Below are 19,778 nucleotides of genomic sequence, written 5' to 3' on the forward strand. Positions count from 1 at the left end.
GAGGCATCCCTGGTCAGCCCTCACAATGGTCCGGACACGCTGCACGAACGACGAAAGCGACAGCCCATGGATCTCGGCGTCCGCTGGACACTGCACGGCGACGGACGCACACCGGCCCCCGGTGCGGTGGTCCGTCCCGACGAACGGCTCTCGTGGCCCCGTACCGCGGGACTGGGCGCCCAGCACGTCGTCGCGATGTTCGGGGCGTCGTTCGTCGCACCGGTCCTGATGGGTCTGGACCCCAACCTCGCGATCATGATGTCGGGCGTCGCGACCATCGTCTTCCTGCTGGCCACACGCGGCCGGGTGCCCAGCTATCTGGGCTGTTCGCTGTCCTTCGTCGGCGTCGCCGCGGTCATCCGGGCCCAGGGCGGGTCGAGCGCCACCGTCACCGGCGCGGTGTTCGTGGTCGGGGCCGCGCTGTTCCTGGTGGGGCTCGCGGTGCGGCACTTCGGGGCGCGGATCATCCATGCCGCGATGCCGCCGATCGTCACCGGCGCGGTGGTGATGCTGATCGGCTTCAACCTGGCGCCGGTGACGGCCGCCACCTACTGGCCGCAGGACCAGTGGACCGCCCTGTTCGTGATGCTGTTCACCGGCCTGGCGGTGGTGTGCCTGCGCGGTTTCTGGTCCCGCATCGCGATCTTCCTCGGGCTGGTCTTCGGGTACGTCCTCTCCTGGGGCCTGGACCGGGTCTTCGGGCAGATCCACTCCGCGGACGCGAGCGGTGAGGTCACCGACCACTGGCGGCTGGACCTGTCGGGCGTCGGCCAGGCCGACTGGATCGGCCTGCCGGCCCTGCACGGCCCGTCGTTCGAGTGGTCGGCGATCCTGGTCGCACTGCCGGTCGTCATCGCGCTGATCGCCGAGAACGCCGGGCACGTCAAGGCCGTCGGCGAGATGACCGGCGACAACCTCGACGACAAGCTGGGCACGGCCATCTCCGCCGACGGCGTCGGCTCCATGCTCTCCACCGCCGTCGGCGGCCCGCCCAACACCACGTACTCCGAGAACATCGGCGTCATGGCGGCGACCCGTGTCTACTCGACCGCCGCGTACTGGGCGGCCGCGGGCTTCGCGCTGCTCTTCGGCCTCTGCCCGAAGTTCGGCGCGGTCGTGGCGGCCGTTCCCGGGGGCGTGCTCGGCGGCATCACCGTCATCCTGTACGGCATGATCGGCCTGCTCGGCGCCCAGATCTGGATCAACGCCAAGGTGGACCTGCGCAATCCGCTGAACCTGGTGCCGGCCGCCGCGGGCATCATCATCGGCGTCGGCAACGTCACGATGGAGTTCGCCGACACCTTCTCGCTCAGCGGCATCGCGCTCGGCACACTCGTCGTCATCACGGGCTACCACGCGCTGCGCGCCTTCGCGCCCGCCCACCTCAAGACGCAGGAGCCGCTGCTCGACGAGGGCACCTCGTCCTACGACACGAACGACGGCGAGACGGACGGCGGAAGCGGTCAGCGCGCCAAGTCGTAGGCGTACGACGGGCCGAAGGTGCCCGGCGCCCCCTTGCAGCGGTCCGGCTCCCCCGGCAGCTCGCCCCACAGGCAGGCATCGGTCCCGGCCTCCTGGGTGCTGAGCGTCGGAGTTCGGCCGAGTGCGCGGCCCGCGGGGTCGCGCACTCACCGTCGGCCGGGGCGCCGTTGCCGTTGCGGCTGGTGTCGATCACCGCACCGAGGCCGGCCGTGCCCCGTCCGAGCCGCGGCCCTCGCCGAGCGCCGAGATCATCCCGGCGGCGGTGCCGGCGGCGACCACGACGGAGGCGGCCGCGACCGTGGTGCCGCGCCGGGCCATGCCTCTGCGCGCGGACCGCCGGGCGGCCGTGCGTTGGGCACGCGAGCCTGACACGTACTGCTCCCCTCCCCCACGACGGGCGCGTTACCCCGTTCCGGGGAAGCATCGGGTCCGCCGCCACGGGCACCACACCAAAGGTGCGACTCTGCGCTCATGGCGCGATGCGAGCAAGTCCACACCCCTGTAGACACGGTCGTCTCCCGCATGCGCGTCCTCGACTCCGTCCTGCCCCGCCAGGACGGGGTCGCGGTCTTCAACCGGGTCTACCTCACGGTGACGACGGAGGCCGGCCGGCGTATCGACGCGGGTCCGCTCGGGGACAGGGGGACGGCGGTCACCCTGAACGTGGTGTTCGCCGAGCGCTATCTGGCCGCCGTCCAAGCGGTGTCCGAGGGGCGCCGCCCGCCGGCCTGCTGGCGTCCGCTGTTCCAGTTCCGCCACCATCCCGGCGTACGTCCGCTGCAGTTCGCGCTGGCGGGCATCAATGCGCACATCGGTCATGATCTGGCGCTCGCCGTCGTGGACACCTGCCGTGCGCTCGGCTGCGGACCCGCCCGGCTGGAGGACGAGTTCGAGCAGGTGGGCGACCTGCTGGTCTCGCTGGAGGAGCGCATCCGCGAGGACCTGATGCCCGGTCCCGATGTTCTCCAGCTCGCCGACCCGCTCACCCATCTGGCCGGCGCGTGGAGCCTGGACCGCGCCCGGGACGCGGCATGGACGGCGGCCCGCGCGCTGTGGGCGCTGCGCGGGCTGCCGGACGTCACCGGGGAGTTCACCGAACGCCTGGACACGGCCGTGGGCTTCGCAGGACGCATGCTGCTCACACCGCTGCCGGACTGAGCAGGAACCGCGGCCGGTCACTCGCCACGACCGGCGTGCGCCCCGGCCTGCCGCCGCGCTCCCGATGTGATCCGGCTCAGTCGTCGGAGAGTTCCACCGGCGCGATCTCGTCGTACACGTCACCGGGCCCCGGGTTGGTCGCGTCGGTCCCCCCGCCGAAGTGGTGCATGACGCCCCAGACGGCGTTGAGCGCGGTCTGGACGGCGCCCTCGGCCCAGCCTGCCGTCCAGGAGATGTCGTCGCCGGCGAGGAAGACGCCCCGCTTGTCCTCGGGCAGCCGGTCCTGCATGAAGTGCGTGAACAGGCGCCGCTGGTAGCGGTAGTGACCGGGCAGGTTGGCCTTGAACGCACCCATGAAGTAGGGCTCGTTCTCCCAGGAGACGGTGACCGGGTTGCCGATGACGTGCTTCCTGATGTCGACCTTCGGGTAGATTTCGCCCAGCGATTTCAGCATGACCTCCATCCGCTCGTTCGGTGACAGCGGCAGCCACTTCAGGCTGTCGTCGCACCAGGTGTAGGAGAGGCAGATGACGGCGGGCCGGTCCGGGCCGTCGTCCAGCAGATAGGTGCCGCGGGTCATCCGGTCGGTCAGCGTCATCGACATGACGTCCCGCCCCGTCTCCTCGTCCTTGTCGAGCCAGAAGGGCCGGTCGACGGGCACGAAGAGCTTGCTGGACTCCATGTAGTGGGTGCGCTCGATGGCGGTCCAGTGGTCGATCGGGAAGAGCGCGTCGTCACAGGCGATCTTGGACAGCAGCATCCAGGACTGGGCGGTGAAGACGGCCGCCCTGTAGGTGCGGACATCTCCGTTCGCGTCCGTCACCGTGACGCGGTGGCCCGCGGTGCGGTGCAGCCGCGTCACCGCGGGGCGCGGCTCGCCGTCCACGTGCAGGGACTTCAGCGAGGTCCCGTACGGCCAGTGGACGAGCTTTTCCGGCTCGCGCTCCCACAGGCGCAGGGGCAGCTGCTGCGAGCCGCCGACGATGCCGCGGTGGTGGTCGTCGGCCTCGGTGTAGACGACGCGCAGGATCTCCAGGATGGAGTTGGGGAAGTCGGTGTCCCAGCCACCGGTACCGAAGCCCACCTGGCCGAAGATCTCGCGGTGGCGGAAGGACCTGAATGCCTCGGAGTCGCAGAGGAAGCCGTAGAAGGTCTGGTTGTCGAGCTTCTCGACGAGCCGGGACCAGATCTCCCGGATGCGCGGGACGTCCCGCTCGCGCAGGGCGCGGTTCATGTCGGAGAAGTCGGCGCCCTCCTCCAGGCACCGGGCCCAGGCGTCGGCCACGTCCCGGTAGACCTGCGGGAGGTCCTCGAGTGTCCGGGCGTAGTGGGACTCGCCCTTGAGGTCGACGACGGTCGAAGGCGTCGATGCGGCGAGCGGGTTGGGGAACGGGCGGGTCTCGAGGCCCACCAGGTCGATGTAGTGCCGGAGGGCGGTGGAGGACGGCGGGAAGCGCATCGCGCCCATCTCCGCGGTGAGCGAGGGGTCGCAGCCGTCGAAGCCGACGGTGCGCAGCCGGCCGCCGATCCGGTCGGCCTCGTACACGACGGGCTTGAGGCCCATCTTCATCAGCTCGTAGGCGGTGACGATGCCGGACAGGCCGCCGCCGATCACCGCGACCTCGGTGCCGTGCTCCGTCGCGGGGATCTGGCCGAGGCCCGCGGGGTGTGCGAGGAAGTCGTCGTACGCGTAGGGGAAGTCCGGGCCGAACATGGTGATCGGGGGCTGCTGCTCGTCGGCGTGCTCGACGGCGTTGGGCACCGTGGACGTCATGGGGTACGGACTCCTTGCGCTGATGATGTCGAAGGTGTTGCGGGCAGAGAGGTGTTGCGGAGGGGGAGGTTCAGTCGCGGGACCCGTACAGGGCGGGGCGGCGGTGCCGCAGATACGGGTTGTGCCCGCGGGAGGCGGCGAGGAGTGCCGGGTCCACGTCGGCGAGGACCAGTTCCTCGCCGCGCCCGGCCCGGGCGCGGGCGACTCCGTCGGGTCCGGCGAGGGTGGAGAGCCCCGTGAACTCCCACTCGCCCTCCTGGCCCACCCGGTTGACGTACGCGATGTACATCTGGTTCTCGAACGCCCGCACCGGCACGAGGCACTCGGCGACGAACTGGAACGGGTGCATCAGCGCGGTCGGCACCAGCAGGAGGTCGGTGCCCGCCAGGGCATGGGCCCGCGCGTTCTCCGGGAACTCGATGTCGTAGCAGGTCAGCAGGCCGACGGTGAGGCCGTGCAGTTCGGCCTGGACGACCTGTCGGTCGCCGGGGGCGAAGTGGTCCTGCTCGAAGGGGCCGAAGAGGTGGGTCTTGCGGTAGTTCGCGAGGCGGGTGCCGTCCGGGGAGACGAGCTGGGCGGAGTTGTGGACCGTGTCGCCCGCGCGCTCCGGGTAGCTGTAGGCGATGGCGAGCCCGTACCGGGTGGCGGTCCGGGCGATCGCGGCGGCCGCGTCGCCGTCGGCGGGCTCGGCGAGCACCGCGATGTCGTCGCCGATCGCGTAACCGGTCAGGAACAGCTCCGGGGTGACGAGCAGCCCGGCGCCGGCCGCGGCGGCACGGCCCGCGGCCTCGTCGAGGACCTTGAGGTTCTCGACGACGGAACCGGGCCGTCCGGAGCTCTGGAGCAGGGCGGTACGCATGCGTGTTCCTCGTCGGTGCGCGAGAGGGCAGGGGCGGAGGCAAAAGAGCCGCTGGGAGGGACCGCATAGACGGTACGTTCGGCCGGCTCGGCCGGACAAGCGGAAGCCGTTGCGCGCCGGTGGGCGGATCGTTGCGTCCCCGACGGCCCGGGCGGCGATTCGTTGCGCGCGCCGCCCGGACCGCCCCGCCGCAGGACAGCCGGCACCTTCCCGAGCCGGTTCCGCACCTCACGTCCGCTGTCCGCTGTCCGCTGTCCGCCGAAGGTTCACCGCGCTCGCCGACGGGGCCGGGAACGGCAACCGGAGTCACGGGACCGGCACCGCCGTCCCTGAAGGCGTCCGGGGCGCCCCGTTGCGCCCACCTCTGCGCACCTGCCCTACGCATGACGGCCGGTGCGGGCCGCCTCACGCACGGTCCTTCACTGCCCGGGCCCCCTCGGTCCCCTCCCCCGCTCCGGTCCGCGTCACTGCCCGCGCCCCCGTCACCAGCACCACCGCCGTCACCGGATACGACACCGCGAACACGGCGAAGACCGTGCTGTGCGGGCCCTGTGAGGCGATCAGGGCGTAGCCGCCGAAGACGGCGACGGTGGCCAGTTCGGTGCCCAGGCCGGCGAGCGAGGTCAGGGTCGCCCGCCCGGTGTCCTCGATGCGCCGCTGGAGCCGCGCGTCGGCCAGCACGGTCGCCGCCTGGAAACCGCCGAAGGCGAGGGCGACCAGGATCAGCCCGGCGGGCGTACCGGCGAGCGAGCCGACGGCGAGGGCGAGCCCGGCGCCGGCGAGCAGGGCCGCGAGTCCGGTCGTACCGAGGCGTTCGCCCTTCCCTGCCAGCAGGCTCCCGACGGTGGCACCGGCCCAGATCAGCAGCAGGAGATACGGGACGGTCCGGTCCGCGACGCCGGTGTCCCGCACCAGCAGCGGCGTGTACTCGTCGAGGGCTCCCCACACCGCGCCGACGGCCGGTACGAGCAGCAGGGCGCCGCGCACCGAGCGGTCGGCGCGGGCCTCGGCGAGCCCGGCGCGCAGGGTGGCGGTCCAGCCCTGATGGGCGGCCGCCGGGTGCCGGTGTTCCGGGAACCGCAGAGCGGTGGCCGCGGTCAGCAGGCACGCCAGAACGCCGGCGGCGCCGACGGCGGTGTGGCCTCCCCACTCGAGCACCGGACCGGCGAGTCCCATGGCCGCCATCACGGCCACCAGGCCTGCCGCGCGGGCGCGGCCCATGATCCGGGCGTAGCGGCCGGCCGCCTCGAGCCGCTCGAGTTCGTCGTAGACCAGGGCTTCCAGCGCCCCCGAGGCGAGTGCTCCGCCGGCGCCCCACAGGACGAAACCGGCCGCGAAGGCACCGTACGAGGGCAGCAGCACCCAGAGGGCGAAGCCGGCGGCGGTGAGCAGCGGGCCGAGCCACAGGAGGAGCCGGCGGGAGACGGCGTCGGCCCAGACACCGGAGGGGACCTCCAGCAGCACGCCGGTGACCGACCAGAGGGCGAACAGGGAGGAGATCTGCCAGACGGTGAGGCCGGTGTCGCTGAACAGCAGCGCGTACACCGGGTAGAGCAGCACGAAGTCTTCACAGAACGCGTAGCCGTACAGCGTGGTCGTCAGCCGTCGGACGCGGGGGTCGTGCGCACGCGTGGGCGTGGAAGTCATGAGGCCTTCCCGTAAGGGCGGTTCGGACACCGGACGTGGAGGACGTACGGCATCCGGGGTGGCCCTCGGGAGGCGTTACCGGTGGATCAATGTCGCCAGATCATGGCACCGATGGTAGCCGGTCAGGCGGTCAGGCGGGCGGCCCCGACGAGAATCGTCGCAGCAGCGGGGACAGCACCAGCACGGATTTGGTGCGCTCGACGAAGGGCTCCCCCGCGATCCGTTCCAGGACCCGTTCGAAGTGCCGCATGTCGGCGGCGAAGACCTGGGCGACCGCGTCCGCCTCCCCGGTGATGGTGGAGGCGGACACGACCTCCTGGTAGCGCTCCAGACCCCGCTGGATGGTCTCCGGGGAGGTGTTGCCGCGGCAGTGGATCTCGACGAAACCCTCGGTCTCCCAGCCCAGGGCGGCGGGGTCCACCCTTACGGTGAAGCCGGTGATGGCGCCGGTGGCGCGCAGCCGGTCCACGCGCCGCTTGACGGCGGGCGCGGACAGACCGACGAGCTTGCCGATGTCCGCGTAGGAGCGTCGGGCGTCCTCGGCGAGGGCGTGCACGATGCGTTCGTCGAGATCGTTCAGCACGGGGGGCGGTTCACTTCGCTTCTCGAAGGCTTCTGGGAGCTTCTGGGAGGGGAGGGCCGCCCGGGGAGCCGGGCGGCCGACGGCCCCGGGGCCGGTCAGGTCCAGCTGGCGTGCAGCGGCTTGCCCTCGGCGTATCCGGCGGCGCTCTGGATGCCGACGACGGCTTTCTCGGTGAACTCCTCCAGGGAGCCCGCACCCGCGTAGGTGCAGGAGGAACGGACGCCCGCGATGACCGAGTCGATCAGGTCCTCGACGCCGGGCTGGACCGGGTCGAGAAACATGCGGGAGGTGGAGATGCCCTCCTCGAACAGCGCCTTGCGGGCCCGGTCGTACGCCGACTCCTCCGAGGTGCGGTTGCGCACGGCGCGCGCGGAGGCCATGCCGAAGGACTCCTTGTAGGGGCGGCCGTTCGCGTCGTGCTGGAGGTCGCCCGGGGACTCGAAGGTCCCGGCGAACCAGGAGCCGATCATCACGTTGGACGCGCCGGCCGCGAGCGCCATGGCCACGTCCCGGGGGTGGCGGATGCCGCCGTCGGCCCACACGTGCTTGCCGTACTTCTTCGCCTCCGCCGCGCACTCCAGAACCGCGGAGAACTGCGGCCGGCCGACGCCGGTCATCATGCGGGTGGTGCACATGGCGCCGGGGCCGACGCCGACCTTGACGATGTCGGCGCCGGCCTCGATCAGGTCGCGGACGCCGGCTGCGGAGACCACGTTGCCCGCGGCGATCGGGATCTGTGGGTCGAGGTCGCGGACCAGCTTGAGGGCGCTGATCATCGACTCCTGGTGTCCGTGCGCCGTGTCGATGACGAGCGTGTCGACGCCCGCGTCCAGCAACTGTTGGGCCTTGCCCGCGACGTCACCGTTGATGCCGACGGCCGCGGCGATGCGCAGCCGCCCCCGGTCGTCGGTGGCCGGCGTGTAAAGGGTGGCGCGCAGGGCGCCCTTGCGGGTGAGGATGCCGGCGAGGCGGCCGTCCTTGTCCACGGCGGGGGCGTAGCGCCGGTTGGCCCCGTCGAGGGTGTTGAAGGCCTCGCGCGGGTCCATGTCGGCGTCGACGAGCAGCAGGTCGCGGGACATGACCTCGCTGAGCTGTGTGAAGCGGTCCACGCCGGTCAGGTCGGCGTCGGTGACCACGCCGACCGGCCGGTCCCCGTCGTCGACGACGACGCCCGCGTTGTGCGCGCGCTTGGGCAGCAGGGCGAGCGCGTCGGCGACGGTCTGGTGCGGGGCCAGCACGATCGGAGTGTCGAGGACCAGGTGGCGGCTCTTGACCCAGGCGACGACCTCGGTGACGACCTCGATCGGGATGTCCTGCGGGATGACCACGAGCCCGCCGCGGCGGGCCACCGTCTCGGCCATGCGGCGGCCGGCGATGGCCGTCATGTTGGCGACGACGAGCGGGATGGTGGTGCCCGTACCGTCCGGGGAGCCGAGGTCCACGTCCTGACGCGAGCCGACGGCGGAACGGTTCGGCACCATGAAGACGTCGTCGTACGTCAGGTCGTACGCGGGCTGGATGTCGTTGAGGAAACGCACGTGCTGCACATCCCAGTCGATCAGAGGTGGCCCCCGGACAGGTCAGCCAGGGGGAAGAGCACGTACTTCATTGTCCCATGACGACGGGATCGCCCGTGCCGGTGCGATCGTCCAGGCAGGCCGGCGCCCGGCTCGGAGGTTCCTCCGAGCCGGGCGTAGCGGTGAGCGACGGGGTCCGCCGCACCGTCTCGGCGAACGCCTCCCGCACGGTCTCCTCCCAGGGCGTGGTCGCGCAGGGCGGCCGGCGCCGACGGCGATCAGCGGTCCGCGTTCGGACGACGGGCCGACCCGCCGGTCCGTGCGTCGTCCCGGTACCGTCCTGAGCGATGCGTAGAGGTCGCCGTCGGTGCGGTACGTCTCGCCGTCGCGCTTGGTGCCTCCACCGTGTACTCGTGGTGGCGGTCGTGTTCCCGCTGGGGCAGCGGTCCTTCGAAGCCGCCGGAAACGGAGCCGTCCTGGTCCTGCGGGCAGAGGCCGCCCGTGACGACGGGGGCCGGCGTGCGCCGCGCATCCTCGGGAAGGCCGGACTCCTGGACGGTGGCCATGCCGTCGGCCCGGGCGGGGGCGATGTCGTCCGCGCCGGTGGGGGCGGCCCGCGAGGAGCGGGCCCGCCGGCCGCACGGGCAGGCAGGCCGGGAGACGAGGGAGGAGCCGCGGCACCATACGGCGATGCGCCGCGCCCGCCCTCGTCCCTCGCGCGTCAGGAGCCGTCAGGGTCCGACCGGTTGAGGGCGGACCTGGGCGCGGGCCCCGCCGCCATCAGGTAGTCGGCGGCGGAGGTGTCCGTCACCAGGCTGGTGACCAGGCCGGAGCGCAGCACCGCGTCGATCGCGGGGCCCTTGCGCTGCCCGCCGGCGATCGCGACGACCTCGGGGACCTTGCGGAGCTGGTGGGTCTTGACCGTGATGCACCGCTCCCCCAGGTCCCGGCCGACCCGGCGCCCGTCGGTGTCGAAGAGGTGCGCGGACATCTCGGCGGCGACGCCCAGGGAGGCGTAGTGCTCCCGTTCCTCGTCCGAGAGCATGTCGTGCACCGTCGAGATGCCCGGCTCCCAGGAGCCGATGGAGACGCAGGCGACCGTCACCTTGTCGAAGTACTCGAAGGCCCGTGCGATACCGGTCTGGTGACGCAGCGCCTCGGCCGTCGCCGCGTCCGGAAGCAGCATCGGCGCGTAGATGGGGTGGGCGTCGCCGCCCGACACCTGCGCGGCCCGCCGTACGGCCTCCACCGAGCCGCGCTCGGCGGTCCCGGCGTCGTACACGCCCGTCAGCTGCACGACCGTGCAGGGCGCCAGCCGGTCCAGGGCCGCCGCCATGTGGATGGTGGACCGGCCCCAGGCCAGGCCCAGTACATCTCCTTCGTTGACCAGTTCGCCGAGCAGGTCGGCGGCCACCTCTCCCAGGTTCTCGGGGTCGGGTGTCTCCGCGGCCTCGGTCGGGGACTCCACCACGACGGCGTGCCTGAGGCCGTAGCGGGCGCGCAGCGCGTCGGAGCGCTCCGCGTCCAACTCGGCCGGCACGCGGATCTCGATGCGTACGAGATCCCGTTCGAGGGCGGTCTCCAGGACCCGGGCCACCTTGAAGCGGCTGACGCCGAACTCCTCGGCGATCTGGATCTTGGACTTGCCCTCTAGGTAGAAGCGGCGGGCCATGGCCGCCGCCTGCACCAGCTCAGCGGGTCCCATCCGCATGGCTGAACGGCCCGCCGCCGACATACCCGACACGGCGATCTCCTCACTGCTGTTCACATTCTGGATTCGCCGTTCATCCTTGCAGATCCGGCGCGGTCGATCAGCCCTGCAGGGGAGCCGTTCACGTTCTCGTGGCTCAGTGGTCGCACGCCCAGGATGCCTTGCCCGTGGCGGCCTCGGCCTGCGTGCGCAATGCACGTACCGCCTCGGCCGGGTTCTGTGCCCCGTACACGGCGGATCCCGCGACGAAGACATCGGCCCCGGCGTCGGCGCACTGCTCGATGGTGGACGCCGAAACACCGCCGTCGACCTGGAGCCAGAGATCCAGACCGTGTTTGCTGATCAACTCGCGGGTGCGGCGAATCTTCGGAAGCATGATGTCGAGGAAGGCCTGGCCCCCGAAACCCGGCTCGACCGTCATGATCAGCAGCATGTCGAGCTCGGGGAGGAGGTCCTCGTACGGCTCGATCGGCGTCGCGGGCCGCAGGGCCATGGAGGCCCTGGCGCCCTTGGCCCGGATCTCCCGGGCCAGCCGCACGGGCGCCGCGGCCGCCTCGATGTGGAAGGTGACGGAACCGGCCCCCGCCTCGACGTACTGGGGCGCCCAGCGATCGGGGGCCTCGATCATCAGGTGGCAGTCCAGCGGAGTGTCCGTCGCGCGGGCCAGTGACTCCACGACCGGCACACCGAGCGTGAGGTTCGGGACGAAATGGTTGTCCATGACGTCGACGTGGAGCCAGTCGGCTCCCGCGACCGCCTGCGCCTCGTCCGCGAGGCGGGCGAAGTCGGCGGAGAGAATACTGGGGTTGATCTGCGCGGCCATGCACCAAGCCTGCCATGCCCTCCGGCGGTCGGTGCCACCGGCCGGGGACGGATGCGGGCGTATCGGTCCTCCGTGTCCCGGGGCGGCCGGCTCCGGAGGCGGCCGTGAGCGCGACCCGCGGCACACCCGAGGCGCGGGGAGCGCCCCGGACGCTCCCCGCGCGCGGCGGGCGCGGCACCGGGCAACTGGTCTGCGGACGCCGCGCCAAGTGGCTGGTCCTGGCGCTGTGGCTGGTGGTGCTGTTCCTGACGGCGCCCCTCGCGCAGAAGCTGACCGACGCCCAGGACAACGACGCGGCGTCCTGGCTGCCGGGGTCCGCGGAGTCCACCCAGGTCCTGGAGATCTCCGGGGACTTCAGACCCGAGCAGATCCCCGCGATCGTGGTCTACGCGCGTGAGAGCGGTCTGACGGCCGCCGACCGGGAGAGGATCGCCGAGGACGCGGCGCAGCTGAAGCGGCTCTCCGGCCACGGCATCCGGGGCGCCGAGACCCGGGGCCCGGTCTACGACCGCGAGACCGGTCCGCGGGCGGCGCAGATCCTCGTACCGGTCACGATGGACGAGCAGGGCTGGCAGCGGATCGTGCCCGCCGTCGACTCGGTACGGAACGAGGTCGGCGGGAGCGACGACGGTCTCGCCGTGCACATCACGGGGCCGGGCGGCACCTCGGCGGACTTCGCCGAGGCGTTCGAGGGCATCGACTCGACGCTGCTGTTCACCGCGATGGGTGTGGTCGTCGTGATGCTGCTGCTCACCTATCGCAGCCCCACTCTCCTGCTGGTCCCGCTGCTGTCGGTGATCTGCGCCCTGTTCACCGCGCAGGCCCTGATCTACCTGCTGGCCGAGCACACCGGTCTGACGGTGAACGGGCAGAGCGCCGGCATTCTCACCGTGCTGGTCTTCGGCGCGGGCACCGACTACGCGCTGCTGCTGGTCGCCCGCTACCGCGAGGAGCTGCGCCGGCACGAGGACCGGCACGAGGCGATGGCCCGGGCCCTGCACCGCGCCGGCCCCGCGGTGCTGGCCTCGGGCGCGACCGTCGTACTGAGCATGCTGGTGCTGCTGACCGCGGAGATGAACTCCACCAGTGGCCTCGGCCCGGTCGCCGCGATCGGTGTCGCGGTGGCCCTGCTGGCGATGCTGAGCCTCTTCCCCGCGCTGCTGGTCGTCTTCGGCAGGTGGATCTTCTGGCCGGTGATCCCGCGCCACGGCGCGCCCGACCCGACGGAGCGCGGTGTGTGGGCGCGCATGGGGCGCCGGATCGCGCGCCGTCCGCGCATGGTCTGGGGCGTGACGGCGGCGGTGCTGGTGGTCTGCTCGCTGGGCCTGGTCCAGCTGCGTGCCGAGGGCATCGGCAACGCGGACGCGTTCACCGGGAAGCCCGACTCGATCGTGGGGCAGGAGGTCTCCGCACGCCACTTCCCCGCGGGCAGCGGTGATCCGCTGGTCGTCGTCGGTGACCGGGCGCAGGCCGACGGGCTGCGCCGCGCGGTCGCCTCGTCGGAGGGCGTCGTGTCCGGGTCCTTGGGCGTGCCGCCGGGCAGCAGACCGTACGTCGGGGACACCGTGCGGTTCGAGGCGACCATGACCGCCCCGGCGGACAGCGAGGCGGCGAAGCAGACCGTGGAGCGGGTCCGGGACGCCGTGCACGCGGTGCCGGACGCGGACGGCCGGGTGGGCGGCGCAACGGCGGCACTGCTGGACATGGACCGGGCGACCACGCACGACAACCTGCTGATCATCCCACTGGTACTGCTGGTCGTCCTGCTGATCCTGTGCGTCCTGCTCCGCGCCCTGATCGCCCCGCTGCTGCTCGTCGGGACGGTGATCCTGTCGTTCGCCGCGGCACTCGGCCTCAGCGCCCTGGCCTTCCGGTACGTGTTCGACTACGCGGGCGAGTCGACGGACTTCCCGCTGTTCGTCTTCGTCTTCCTGGTGGCCCTCGGCATCGACTACAACATCTTCCTGACCACCCGGATCCGCGAGGAGGCGGGCCTGCGCGGCACCCGGCGGGGCGTGGTCACCGGGCTCGCCACCACGGGCGCCGTCATCACCTCGGCGGGCCTGGTCCTCGCGGGCACCTTCGCCGCGCTCGGCACGCTGCCCATGGTCGCGTTCGCCGAGATCGGCTTCGCGGTCGCCCTCGGCGTGCTGCTGGACACCTTCGTCGTGCGGTCGGTTCTGGTCACGTCCCTGTTCCTGGACGTGGGCCCCAAGGTGTGGTGGCCGCACCGGCTCGCCCGCGAGGACGGCGCCGGCGCGGTGCGCGAACCGGAGGAGGCGGGCGTCAGCCGGTCCGGCGGATGAGCGCCAGATACATGGCGTCGGTCCCGTGCACATGCGGCCACAGCTGGACGTCGGGGCCCTCGCCCAGCTCCTCGACGCCCGGCAGCAGCGGCCGGGCGTCGAGGAGTTCGGCGTCCGGGAACTGCTTGAGGAGGTCGGCGACCACGGCCCGGGTCTCCGCCAGGTGCGGCGAGCAGGTGGCGTAGCCGACGACACCGCCGACCCGTACGGACTCCAGGGCGGTGCGCAGCAGCCCGCGCTGCAACGGGGCGAAGCCCTCCAGGTCGTCCGGCCGGCGCCGCCAGCGCGCCTCGGGGCGCCGGCGCAGGGCGCCGAGACCGGTGCAGGGCACGTCGACCAGCACCCGGTCGAAGGTGCCGGGCCGCCACGGCGGCCGGGTCCCGTCGGCCGCGACGACCTGGTACGGCCCGGGGTTCCCCGCCAGCGCCTTGGCGACCAGTCCGGCCCGGTGCGGCTGCTTCTCGGAGGCCAGCAGGACGGCACCGCGCTCGGCGGCGAGCGCGGCGAGCAGCGCGGCCTTGCCGCCGGGACCGGCACAGCCGTCCAGCCACATCCGGTCGGGCCCGTCCAGCGGGGCGTTGGCCAGGGCGAGCGCGACGAGCTGGCTGCCCTCGTCCTGCACGCCGGCCCTGCCGTCCGCCACGGCCGGGATCGCGCCCGGCTCACCGCCCTCGCTCAGCCGTACCGCGTACGGCGACCAGCGGCCCGGCAGGGCGGCCTCCTCGGCCAGCAGTTCCCCGGTGGTGGCCCGGCCGGGACGGGCGACGAGCGTGACCTCGGGCCGCTCGTTGTCGGCCCGCAGCAGTTCCTCGATGCCGGCGCGACCTCCGCCGAGGGAGTCCCACAGCGCGGAGACGACCCAGCGCGGGTGCGAGTGCACCACGGCGAGATGGTCCTCGGGGTCCTCCTCGTACGGCGGCGCGACCCGCTCGAGCCAGCCGTCGAGGTCGTGCTGCGCGACCTTGCGCAGGACTGCGTTGACGAACTTGGCCCGCCCGTCACCGAGCACCACGCGCGCGAGCTCGACGGAGGCGGACACGGCGGCATGGGTCGGGATCCGGGTCCCGAGCAGCTGGTGCGCGCCGAGGCTGAGCACGTCGAGGACGGGCGGGTCCACCTCGCGCAGCGGCCGGTCGACGCAGGAGGCGACGACCGCGTCGTACGTCCCCTGCCGGCGCAGCGTGCCGTACACCAGCTCGGTGGCGAGCGCCGCGTCCCGGGCGTCGAAGTCACCTCCCTCGCGCGCCTTGCGCAGCAGGGGCGGCAGGACGAGGTTGGCGTAGGCGTCCCGCTCGTCCACGGCCCGCAGGGCCTCGAAGGCGAGGAAGCGGACGGGGTCCTTCTTGGGCCGGCGGTAGGGCTTGCCGGGACGACGGGGCTGGTCGCTCACGAAAAAGGTGCTCCGGGTGTGGGACGAAGTGCGCGCTCCAGCGTACGTCGTCGGGGCGGTGCGGGGTCACATGACGCAGGGCGCCGGACCTGGGTGCGGCGGTGTCAGCCGCCCACGGTCTCCTCGGCTCCGATCCGTACCCCGCGGGCCCAGTCGGCCGCGCGCATCGGCTTCTTGCCCTGGGCCTGCACCCACAGCAGTTCCACGGCGTGCGAGCCGGTGCCGGCGTACACGTTGTTCTTGCCCGTGGACAGCCGTCCGGGCGCGAGATCCGTACGGCCGGGAGCGGGCGTGACCTGGACGAGTTTGAGCCGCTCGCCCCGGAAGGTGGTCCAGGCACCGGGCGCGGGCGTACAGCCGCGCACGATGCGGTCGACGCGCAGGGCCGGGGCGCTCCAGTCGACGCGGGCGTCCTCCACGGAGACCTTCGGGGCGAGGGTGATCCCGTCGGCGGGCTGCGGTACGGCCTTCAGGGTGCCGTCCTCGATGCCGTCCATGGTCGCGGCGAGCAGACCGGCACCGGCGAAGGCGAGCCGTGTGAGCAGGTCGCCGCTGGTGTCCGTGGGGCGGATCTCCTCGGTGACGGTGCCGTAGACCGGCCCCGAGTCGAGCCCTTCCTCGATGAGGAAGGTGGACGCGCCGGTGATCCCGTCGCCCGCCATGACGGCGTGCTGCACGGGCGCCGCCCCGCGCCAGGCGGGCAGCAGCGAGAAGTGCAGGTTGACCCAGCCCCGGTCCGGGATGTCGAGGGCGGTCCGGGGCAGCAGGGCGCCGTAGGCGACGACGGGACAGCAGTCGGGGGCGATCTCGCGCAGCCGCTCGAGGAACTCCGGGTCCCGCGGCTTCACGGGCCTGAGCACCTCGATCCCGGCCTCCTGCGCCCGCTCGGCGACCGGAGAGGCGACCAGCCTGCGGCCCCGCCCGGCGGGTGCGTCGGGCCGGGTGACGACGGCGGCCACCTCGTGCCGCTCCGAGGCGAGAAGAGCGTCCAGAGCGGGAACGGCGACCTCGGGGGTACCGGCGAAGACCAGCTTCATGGGGTGGTTCGGGCCTCTCGGGCGGGGACGGATGCGGGCAGCACACCAGTCTATGGAGGGACGACGCGTCGGGCGAAGCCGGGGCGCACGCTCCCGCACGGGGGCGTACGCATATGCCGCCGCGCCCCCACCCCGTGACCCACGGAGCGGATCCGCGTTGGTCAAGAAAGAGTTGACCACACCGGGCCGCTCCGACGCGGCCCGTTTCTTTCAACGCCGGTTCGAGAGGCTTGTTCATGGCCGACCACGCAACCCACGACGCCCAGGCTCGCGCCAGCCTGCACTTGCTGGTGCGGGACATCGAGCGGGTCCGCCGGCAGGTGGACGCACTGCGCACGCTCACCGCCCAGCTCGGCAATGTCTACCGCCCGCGCCGCTCCGGCCCCTCCACGGGCTTCGTCGTCTACGGACGCGCTCCCGCCCCGACGGTCCGTCTCGCCCAGGAACTGCGGGACAGCGTCGAGACGCTGGTCACCGCGGCCGTGGACTTCGACCGCTCGCTGGGTTTCTCGTGGGACGCGGTGGGCTCCGCGCTCGGCGTCACCAAACAGGCGGTCCACCGTCGTTACGGCGCCCGCCGTGCCGCGGCCGCCCAGAACCAGGCCACGGAGGCGGAGCACACCGCCGAGCCGTCGGGAACGCGCACGGTCAACGTGGGCGCCGGGGTCTCCAGCGCGCCCACGGTCCCCGCCGCCCGTTCCATGCCGACGCAGCCGGCGGCGGGCGTTTCGCCCCTCCGCGACGACCCGCGCCCCACGGCCTTCCCCGGCCCCACCGCCTTCCCGGGCCCGCGCAACGGCTGACCGCGCCACCCGCTCCCGGCCCTTCCGGGCACGGCCACCGCCCCGGAGGGCCGGACTCCACAACCGGCCTGCACTGCCGCAGTCGTGTCGGCAGGCCGAGCGGACACACCCGCAGCGTATGCCGCCGCTCCCCCGCGCGGACCGGCCGCACCGCACGAACGGGCGCCGACGCGCCCCCACCCGACGACGCCCGGCTCCGGAACCAAGCCGCCCACCCGGTTTGCGCACCGGCCCCGTGCCGCTCGGACGGGACCCGTACCGCGCCGCGCGCCGGTCGGCCCGCCGGTCGGCCCGCCGGTCGGCCCGCCGGTCGGCCCGCCGGTCGGCCAAACCGCCTGAACGACCGTCGACGCACGCGCGACGGGCAACGGCGCGCCTCACGTCGGCACGGGTGTCTCCCCGGGGGCCCGATCCGTATGCGGCACCCTCGAGGAGCTCCCCGCTCGCCCGCTTCCCCGGCCACAACCACCGCTCCACGTCGCCCGGCCCGTGTTTCTCAGCCGATGTCGGGCGGGTCGATCCGTACCCACACCGGTTCGTCGCCGCCGCGGGCCATGCGGGCCGCCTGGGCGGACTTCAGGGCGGCGGTCAGCGCGGCCCCCCTGCCCGGGGGGACGCGGATCAGGGCCCGCTCCCAGTGGTCCCCGGGCGGCGGGCCGCCGGGCCGCCGCGGGCGGCCGGTGGGCGTGACGGGCAGCGGGACGGGCCCCAGTACCTCCGCCTCCCCGGGGAGTCCGGCCACGCCGAGGAACCCGGCGACGGCCTCCGCGGGCCCCGACACGGCGGCCATCCGGGACACCGGCGGGAAGCCCAGCTCGGCCCGCTCCCCCAGTTCCCGTACCGCGTGGCCGACGGGGTCCCACCGCACCAGCGCCTGCACGGGCCGCAGGGTCGGCTCGGCGACCACCACGACCGTGCCGCCCTCCGCCTGCGGACGTACCAGCGCCGCCGCGGCGATCCAGCGGCGCAACGCGTCCTCCCCGGCCCGCAGGTCGGGCCGGCTCAGCATGGTCCAGCCGTCCAGCAGCAGCGCTGCCGCGTACCCGCCCTCGGCGACCGGCTCGGCCCCCGGCGTGCTCACCACCAGCGCGGGCGCCTCGGGAACCGTGTCCAGCACATGTTCGCGTCCCGAGGTGCGCACCGGTACGGCGGGGAAGGCCCGGCCCAGTTCCTCGGCGGTCCGGCGCGCCCCCACCACCTGGGCCCGCAGCCGGAACCCGCCGCACTCCGGGCAGTGCCAGCCGTTCTCCTCGCGCCCGCACCAGCCGCACCGCAGATCGTCGGCGCCGGGTGCTTCCATCGGCCCCGAGCAGTGCCGGCACCGCGCCGGGGTACGGCAGTTGGCGCACGCCATCCGCGGGACGTAGCCGCGCCGGGGGACCTGCACGAGCACCGGCCCGTGCCGCAGCCCCTCCCTGACGGCCTGCCAGGCGAGCGACGGCAGCCGGGCGGCGCGGGCTGCCTCGTCCCGCGCGAGGTCCCCGTCCCCGACGGTCCGTACCAGCGGGGCGGCGGCCCGTACTTGGTCCCTTCCGGAGATCAGGGGCCCGGCCCAGCCGGTCTCCACCAGCTGGGCGGCCTCCACCGTGCAGCTCCAGCTTCCCAGCAGGAAACCGCACTTGTCCTGTGCCGCCCGCAGCAGCAGCACCTCGCGCGCGTGGGGCTGCGGGGCGTGCTGCTCGCTGTGGCTGTCGTCGCCGTCGTCCCAGAGCGCGACCAGTCCGAGGTTGTGGACGGGTGCGAACATCGCCGCCCGGGTGCCGATCACGGCGCGCACGGACCCGCGGCGCACGGCCAGCCACTGCGCGTACCGCCTCTCGGGCCCGGCCTCGGCGGTCAGCACCGCGTGCCGTCCCCTGCCCAGGAGTTCGGTGAGCGCGGCGTCGACGCGGGCGACGGCCCGTCCGTCCGGCAGGACGACGAGGGCGCCGCGGCCGGAGGCCAGGGTCGCGGCGACCGCGCGGGCCAGTTCCTCGCTCCAGAGCGGCCCGGGCAGCGCGTTCCACACGGCGCGCGGAGCGCCGCCGGCGGACAGCTCCCAAAGGAAGCCGGGCCCCTGCTCGTACCGGGCCCAGGAGCCCGGCCCGGGTGCCGGGGGCGGCGGCGCCGGGTCGGGCGAGGGCCGGCGCTCGGCGCGGGCACTGCGCGGCGGTACGGCGAGCTGGAGCACGTCGGCGAGGCTGCCCGCGTACCGGTCGGCGACCGCGCGGGCCAGCCCCAGCAGTTCCCCGCTCAGGACCGGCTCGGGCGACACCACCTGGGCGAGGGCGGCCAGCGGCCCCGCATAGTCGGACTCGGCGAGCCGCTCGACCAGGAACCCGTCGATGAGCCCGCCGCCTTCACGGCGTCCCTCGCGCACCCGGTGCCGGCCGGCCCCGAAGCGCACCCGCACCCGGACGCCCGGCTGCGCGTCGGCGTCGAGCTCCTCGGGCACGGCGTAGTCGAAGTACCGGTCGAGGTGCAGGACGCCCTTGTCGACGAGGACGCGCGCCACCGGCAGGTGTCCGGCGAGCGCGGCGCCCCGCCAGGTCCGCGGCTTGGCCCGGGGTGTGCCGGCCTTGCGCACGGTCTCCCGGATGAGCGCGAGCTGCTCGGGCGGCGCGCCCCGCGCACCGCCGTCCGCCTCTCCGCTCCCACCGTTCTCGCTGCTCACGCCTGCATTCTTACCAAACGGCACTGACACACGAC

General features: G+C 73.4%; 15 protein-coding genes and 1 pseudogene. 4 read left to right on the forward strand and 12 right to left on the reverse strand.

From position 1 onward, the window contains the following. Positions 1-66 precede the first annotated feature (66 nt). On the forward strand, positions 67-1,482 hold the full coding sequence (locus ACWZEH_RS04770; RefSeq protein ID WP_456195900.1) for a uracil-xanthine permease family protein: 1,416 nt from the start codon (positions 67-69) through the stop codon (positions 1,480-1,482). Here the strand turns inward: ACWZEH_RS04770 and ACWZEH_RS04775 are convergent. Both ACWZEH_RS04775 and ACWZEH_RS04780 read right to left on the reverse strand, forming a co-directional pair. Further along, positions 1,464-1,696: pseudogene (locus ACWZEH_RS04775) on the reverse strand (glycoside hydrolase family 6 protein); the annotation flags it as partial. The gene ACWZEH_RS04770 and the pseudogene ACWZEH_RS04775 overlap by 19 nt on opposite strands. Beyond that, a complete protein-coding gene (locus ACWZEH_RS04780) occupies positions 1,672-1,854 on the reverse strand; it encodes a hypothetical protein (protein WP_456200041.1) in 183 nt (60 codons plus the stop codon). The gene ACWZEH_RS04780 and the pseudogene ACWZEH_RS04775, both read right to left, overlap by 25 nt. Positions 1,855-1,953: 99 nt before the next feature. Here ACWZEH_RS04780 and ACWZEH_RS04785 point away from each other — a divergent pair, with 99 nt between their 5' ends. Continuing rightward, positions 1,954-2,640, forward strand: a complete 687-nt coding sequence (locus ACWZEH_RS04785) for a DUF5995 family protein (protein WP_456195902.1) — start codon at positions 1,954-1,956, stop codon at positions 2,638-2,640. 76 nt (positions 2,641-2,716) lie between these two features. Here ACWZEH_RS04785 and ACWZEH_RS04790 read toward each other — a convergent pair whose 3' ends face one another. The 7 genes from ACWZEH_RS04790 to rpe form a co-directional block, all read right to left on the reverse strand. Continuing rightward, positions 2,717-4,414, reverse strand: coding sequence for a flavin monoamine oxidase family protein (locus tag ACWZEH_RS04790; protein ID WP_456195904.1), 1,698 nt, complete (start codon positions 4,412-4,414; stop codon positions 2,717-2,719). 70 nt (positions 4,415-4,484) lie between these two features. Continuing rightward, positions 4,485-5,273, reverse strand: a complete 789-nt coding sequence (locus ACWZEH_RS04795) for a carbon-nitrogen hydrolase family protein (protein WP_456195906.1) — start codon at positions 5,271-5,273, stop codon at positions 4,485-4,487. Positions 5,274-5,678: 405 nt separating this feature from the next. Next, complete coding sequence (locus ACWZEH_RS04800) at positions 5,679-6,920, reverse strand: MFS transporter (protein ID WP_456195908.1); 1,242 nt, start codon at positions 6,918-6,920, stop codon at positions 5,679-5,681. A gap of 130 nt (positions 6,921-7,050) precedes the next feature. Then, positions 7,051-7,503: an Lrp/AsnC family transcriptional regulator gene (locus ACWZEH_RS04805; protein WP_456195910.1), complete on the reverse strand. Its 453-nt coding sequence runs from the start codon at positions 7,501-7,503 to the stop codon at positions 7,051-7,053. A gap of 95 nt (positions 7,504-7,598) precedes the next feature. Beyond that, a complete protein-coding gene (locus tag ACWZEH_RS04810; protein WP_456199441.1) occupies positions 7,599-9,041 on the reverse strand; it encodes a GuaB1 family IMP dehydrogenase-related protein in 1,443 nt (480 codons plus the stop codon). 700 nt (positions 9,042-9,741) lie between these two features. After that, positions 9,742-10,788, reverse strand: a complete 1,047-nt coding sequence (locus ACWZEH_RS04815) for a sugar-binding transcriptional regulator (RefSeq protein ID WP_456195912.1) — start codon at positions 10,786-10,788, stop codon at positions 9,742-9,744. 79 nt (positions 10,789-10,867) lie between these two features. Next, entirely contained in the window at positions 10,868-11,554 is a 687-nt protein-coding gene (gene rpe, locus ACWZEH_RS04820; protein ID WP_456195914.1) for a ribulose-phosphate 3-epimerase, read from the reverse strand. 185 nt (positions 11,555-11,739) lie between these two features. On the opposite strand from rpe, the gene ACWZEH_RS04825 reads away from it, so the two are divergent. Next, the gene (locus ACWZEH_RS04825; protein ID WP_456199443.1) at positions 11,740-13,860 is read left to right on the forward strand and encodes an MMPL family transporter; all 2,121 of its coding nucleotides are present in this window, start codon (positions 11,740-11,742) and stop codon (positions 13,858-13,860) included. On the opposite strand, the gene ACWZEH_RS04830 is transcribed toward ACWZEH_RS04825, so the two are convergent. Both ACWZEH_RS04830 and fmt read right to left on the reverse strand, forming a co-directional pair. Continuing rightward, entirely contained in the window at positions 13,841-15,250 is a 1,410-nt protein-coding gene (locus ACWZEH_RS04830; protein ID WP_456195916.1) for an RsmB/NOP family class I SAM-dependent RNA methyltransferase, read from the reverse strand. The two genes, ACWZEH_RS04825 and ACWZEH_RS04830, sit on opposite strands and share 20 nt — an antisense overlap. A 104-nt stretch (positions 15,251-15,354) precedes the next feature. Beyond that, positions 15,355-16,287: a methionyl-tRNA formyltransferase gene (gene fmt, locus ACWZEH_RS04835; RefSeq protein ID WP_456195918.1), complete on the reverse strand. Its 933-nt coding sequence runs from the start codon at positions 16,285-16,287 to the stop codon at positions 15,355-15,357. 236 nt (positions 16,288-16,523) lie between these two features. Between fmt and ACWZEH_RS04840 the strand changes: the two genes are divergently transcribed. Next, on the forward strand, positions 16,524-17,090 hold the full coding sequence (locus ACWZEH_RS04840) for a hypothetical protein (protein ID WP_456195920.1): 567 nt from the start codon (positions 16,524-16,526) through the stop codon (positions 17,088-17,090). A 496-nt stretch (positions 17,091-17,586) separates the two neighbouring features. On the opposite strand, the gene ACWZEH_RS04845 is transcribed toward ACWZEH_RS04840, so the two are convergent. Beyond that, on the reverse strand, positions 17,587-19,743 hold the full coding sequence (locus ACWZEH_RS04845; protein ID WP_456195922.1) for a primosomal protein N': 2,157 nt from the start codon (positions 19,741-19,743) through the stop codon (positions 17,587-17,589). Between the last annotated feature and the right edge of the window lie 35 nt (positions 19,744-19,778).

The organism is Streptomyces yamdrokensis (genome assembly GCF_053890455.1).

Coding starts and splice junctions, on each gene's coding strand:
- ACWZEH_RS04770 (WP_456195900.1), top strand. CDS start 67: ATGGATCTCGGCGTCCGCTGGACACTGCACGGCGACGGACGCACACCG.
- ACWZEH_RS04785 (WP_456195902.1), top strand. CDS start 1,954: ATGGCGCGATGCGAGCAAGTCCACACCCCTGTAGACACGGTCGTCTCC.
- ACWZEH_RS04790 (WP_456195904.1), bottom strand. CDS start 4,414: ATGACGTCCACGGTGCCCAACGCCGTCGAGCACGCCGACGAGCAGCAG.
- ACWZEH_RS04795 (WP_456195906.1), bottom strand. CDS start 5,273: ATGCGTACCGCCCTGCTCCAGAGCTCCGGACGGCCCGGTTCCGTCGTC.
- ACWZEH_RS04800 (WP_456195908.1), bottom strand. CDS start 6,920: ATGACTTCCACGCCCACGCGTGCGCACGACCCCCGCGTCCGACGGCTG.
- rpe (WP_456195914.1), bottom strand. CDS start 11,554: ATGGCCGCGCAGATCAACCCCAGTATTCTCTCCGCCGACTTCGCCCGC.
- fmt (WP_456195918.1), bottom strand. CDS start 16,287: ATGAAGCTGGTCTTCGCCGGTACCCCCGAGGTCGCCGTTCCCGCTCTG.
- ACWZEH_RS04840 (WP_456195920.1), top strand. CDS start 16,524: ATGGCCGACCACGCAACCCACGACGCCCAGGCTCGCGCCAGCCTGCAC.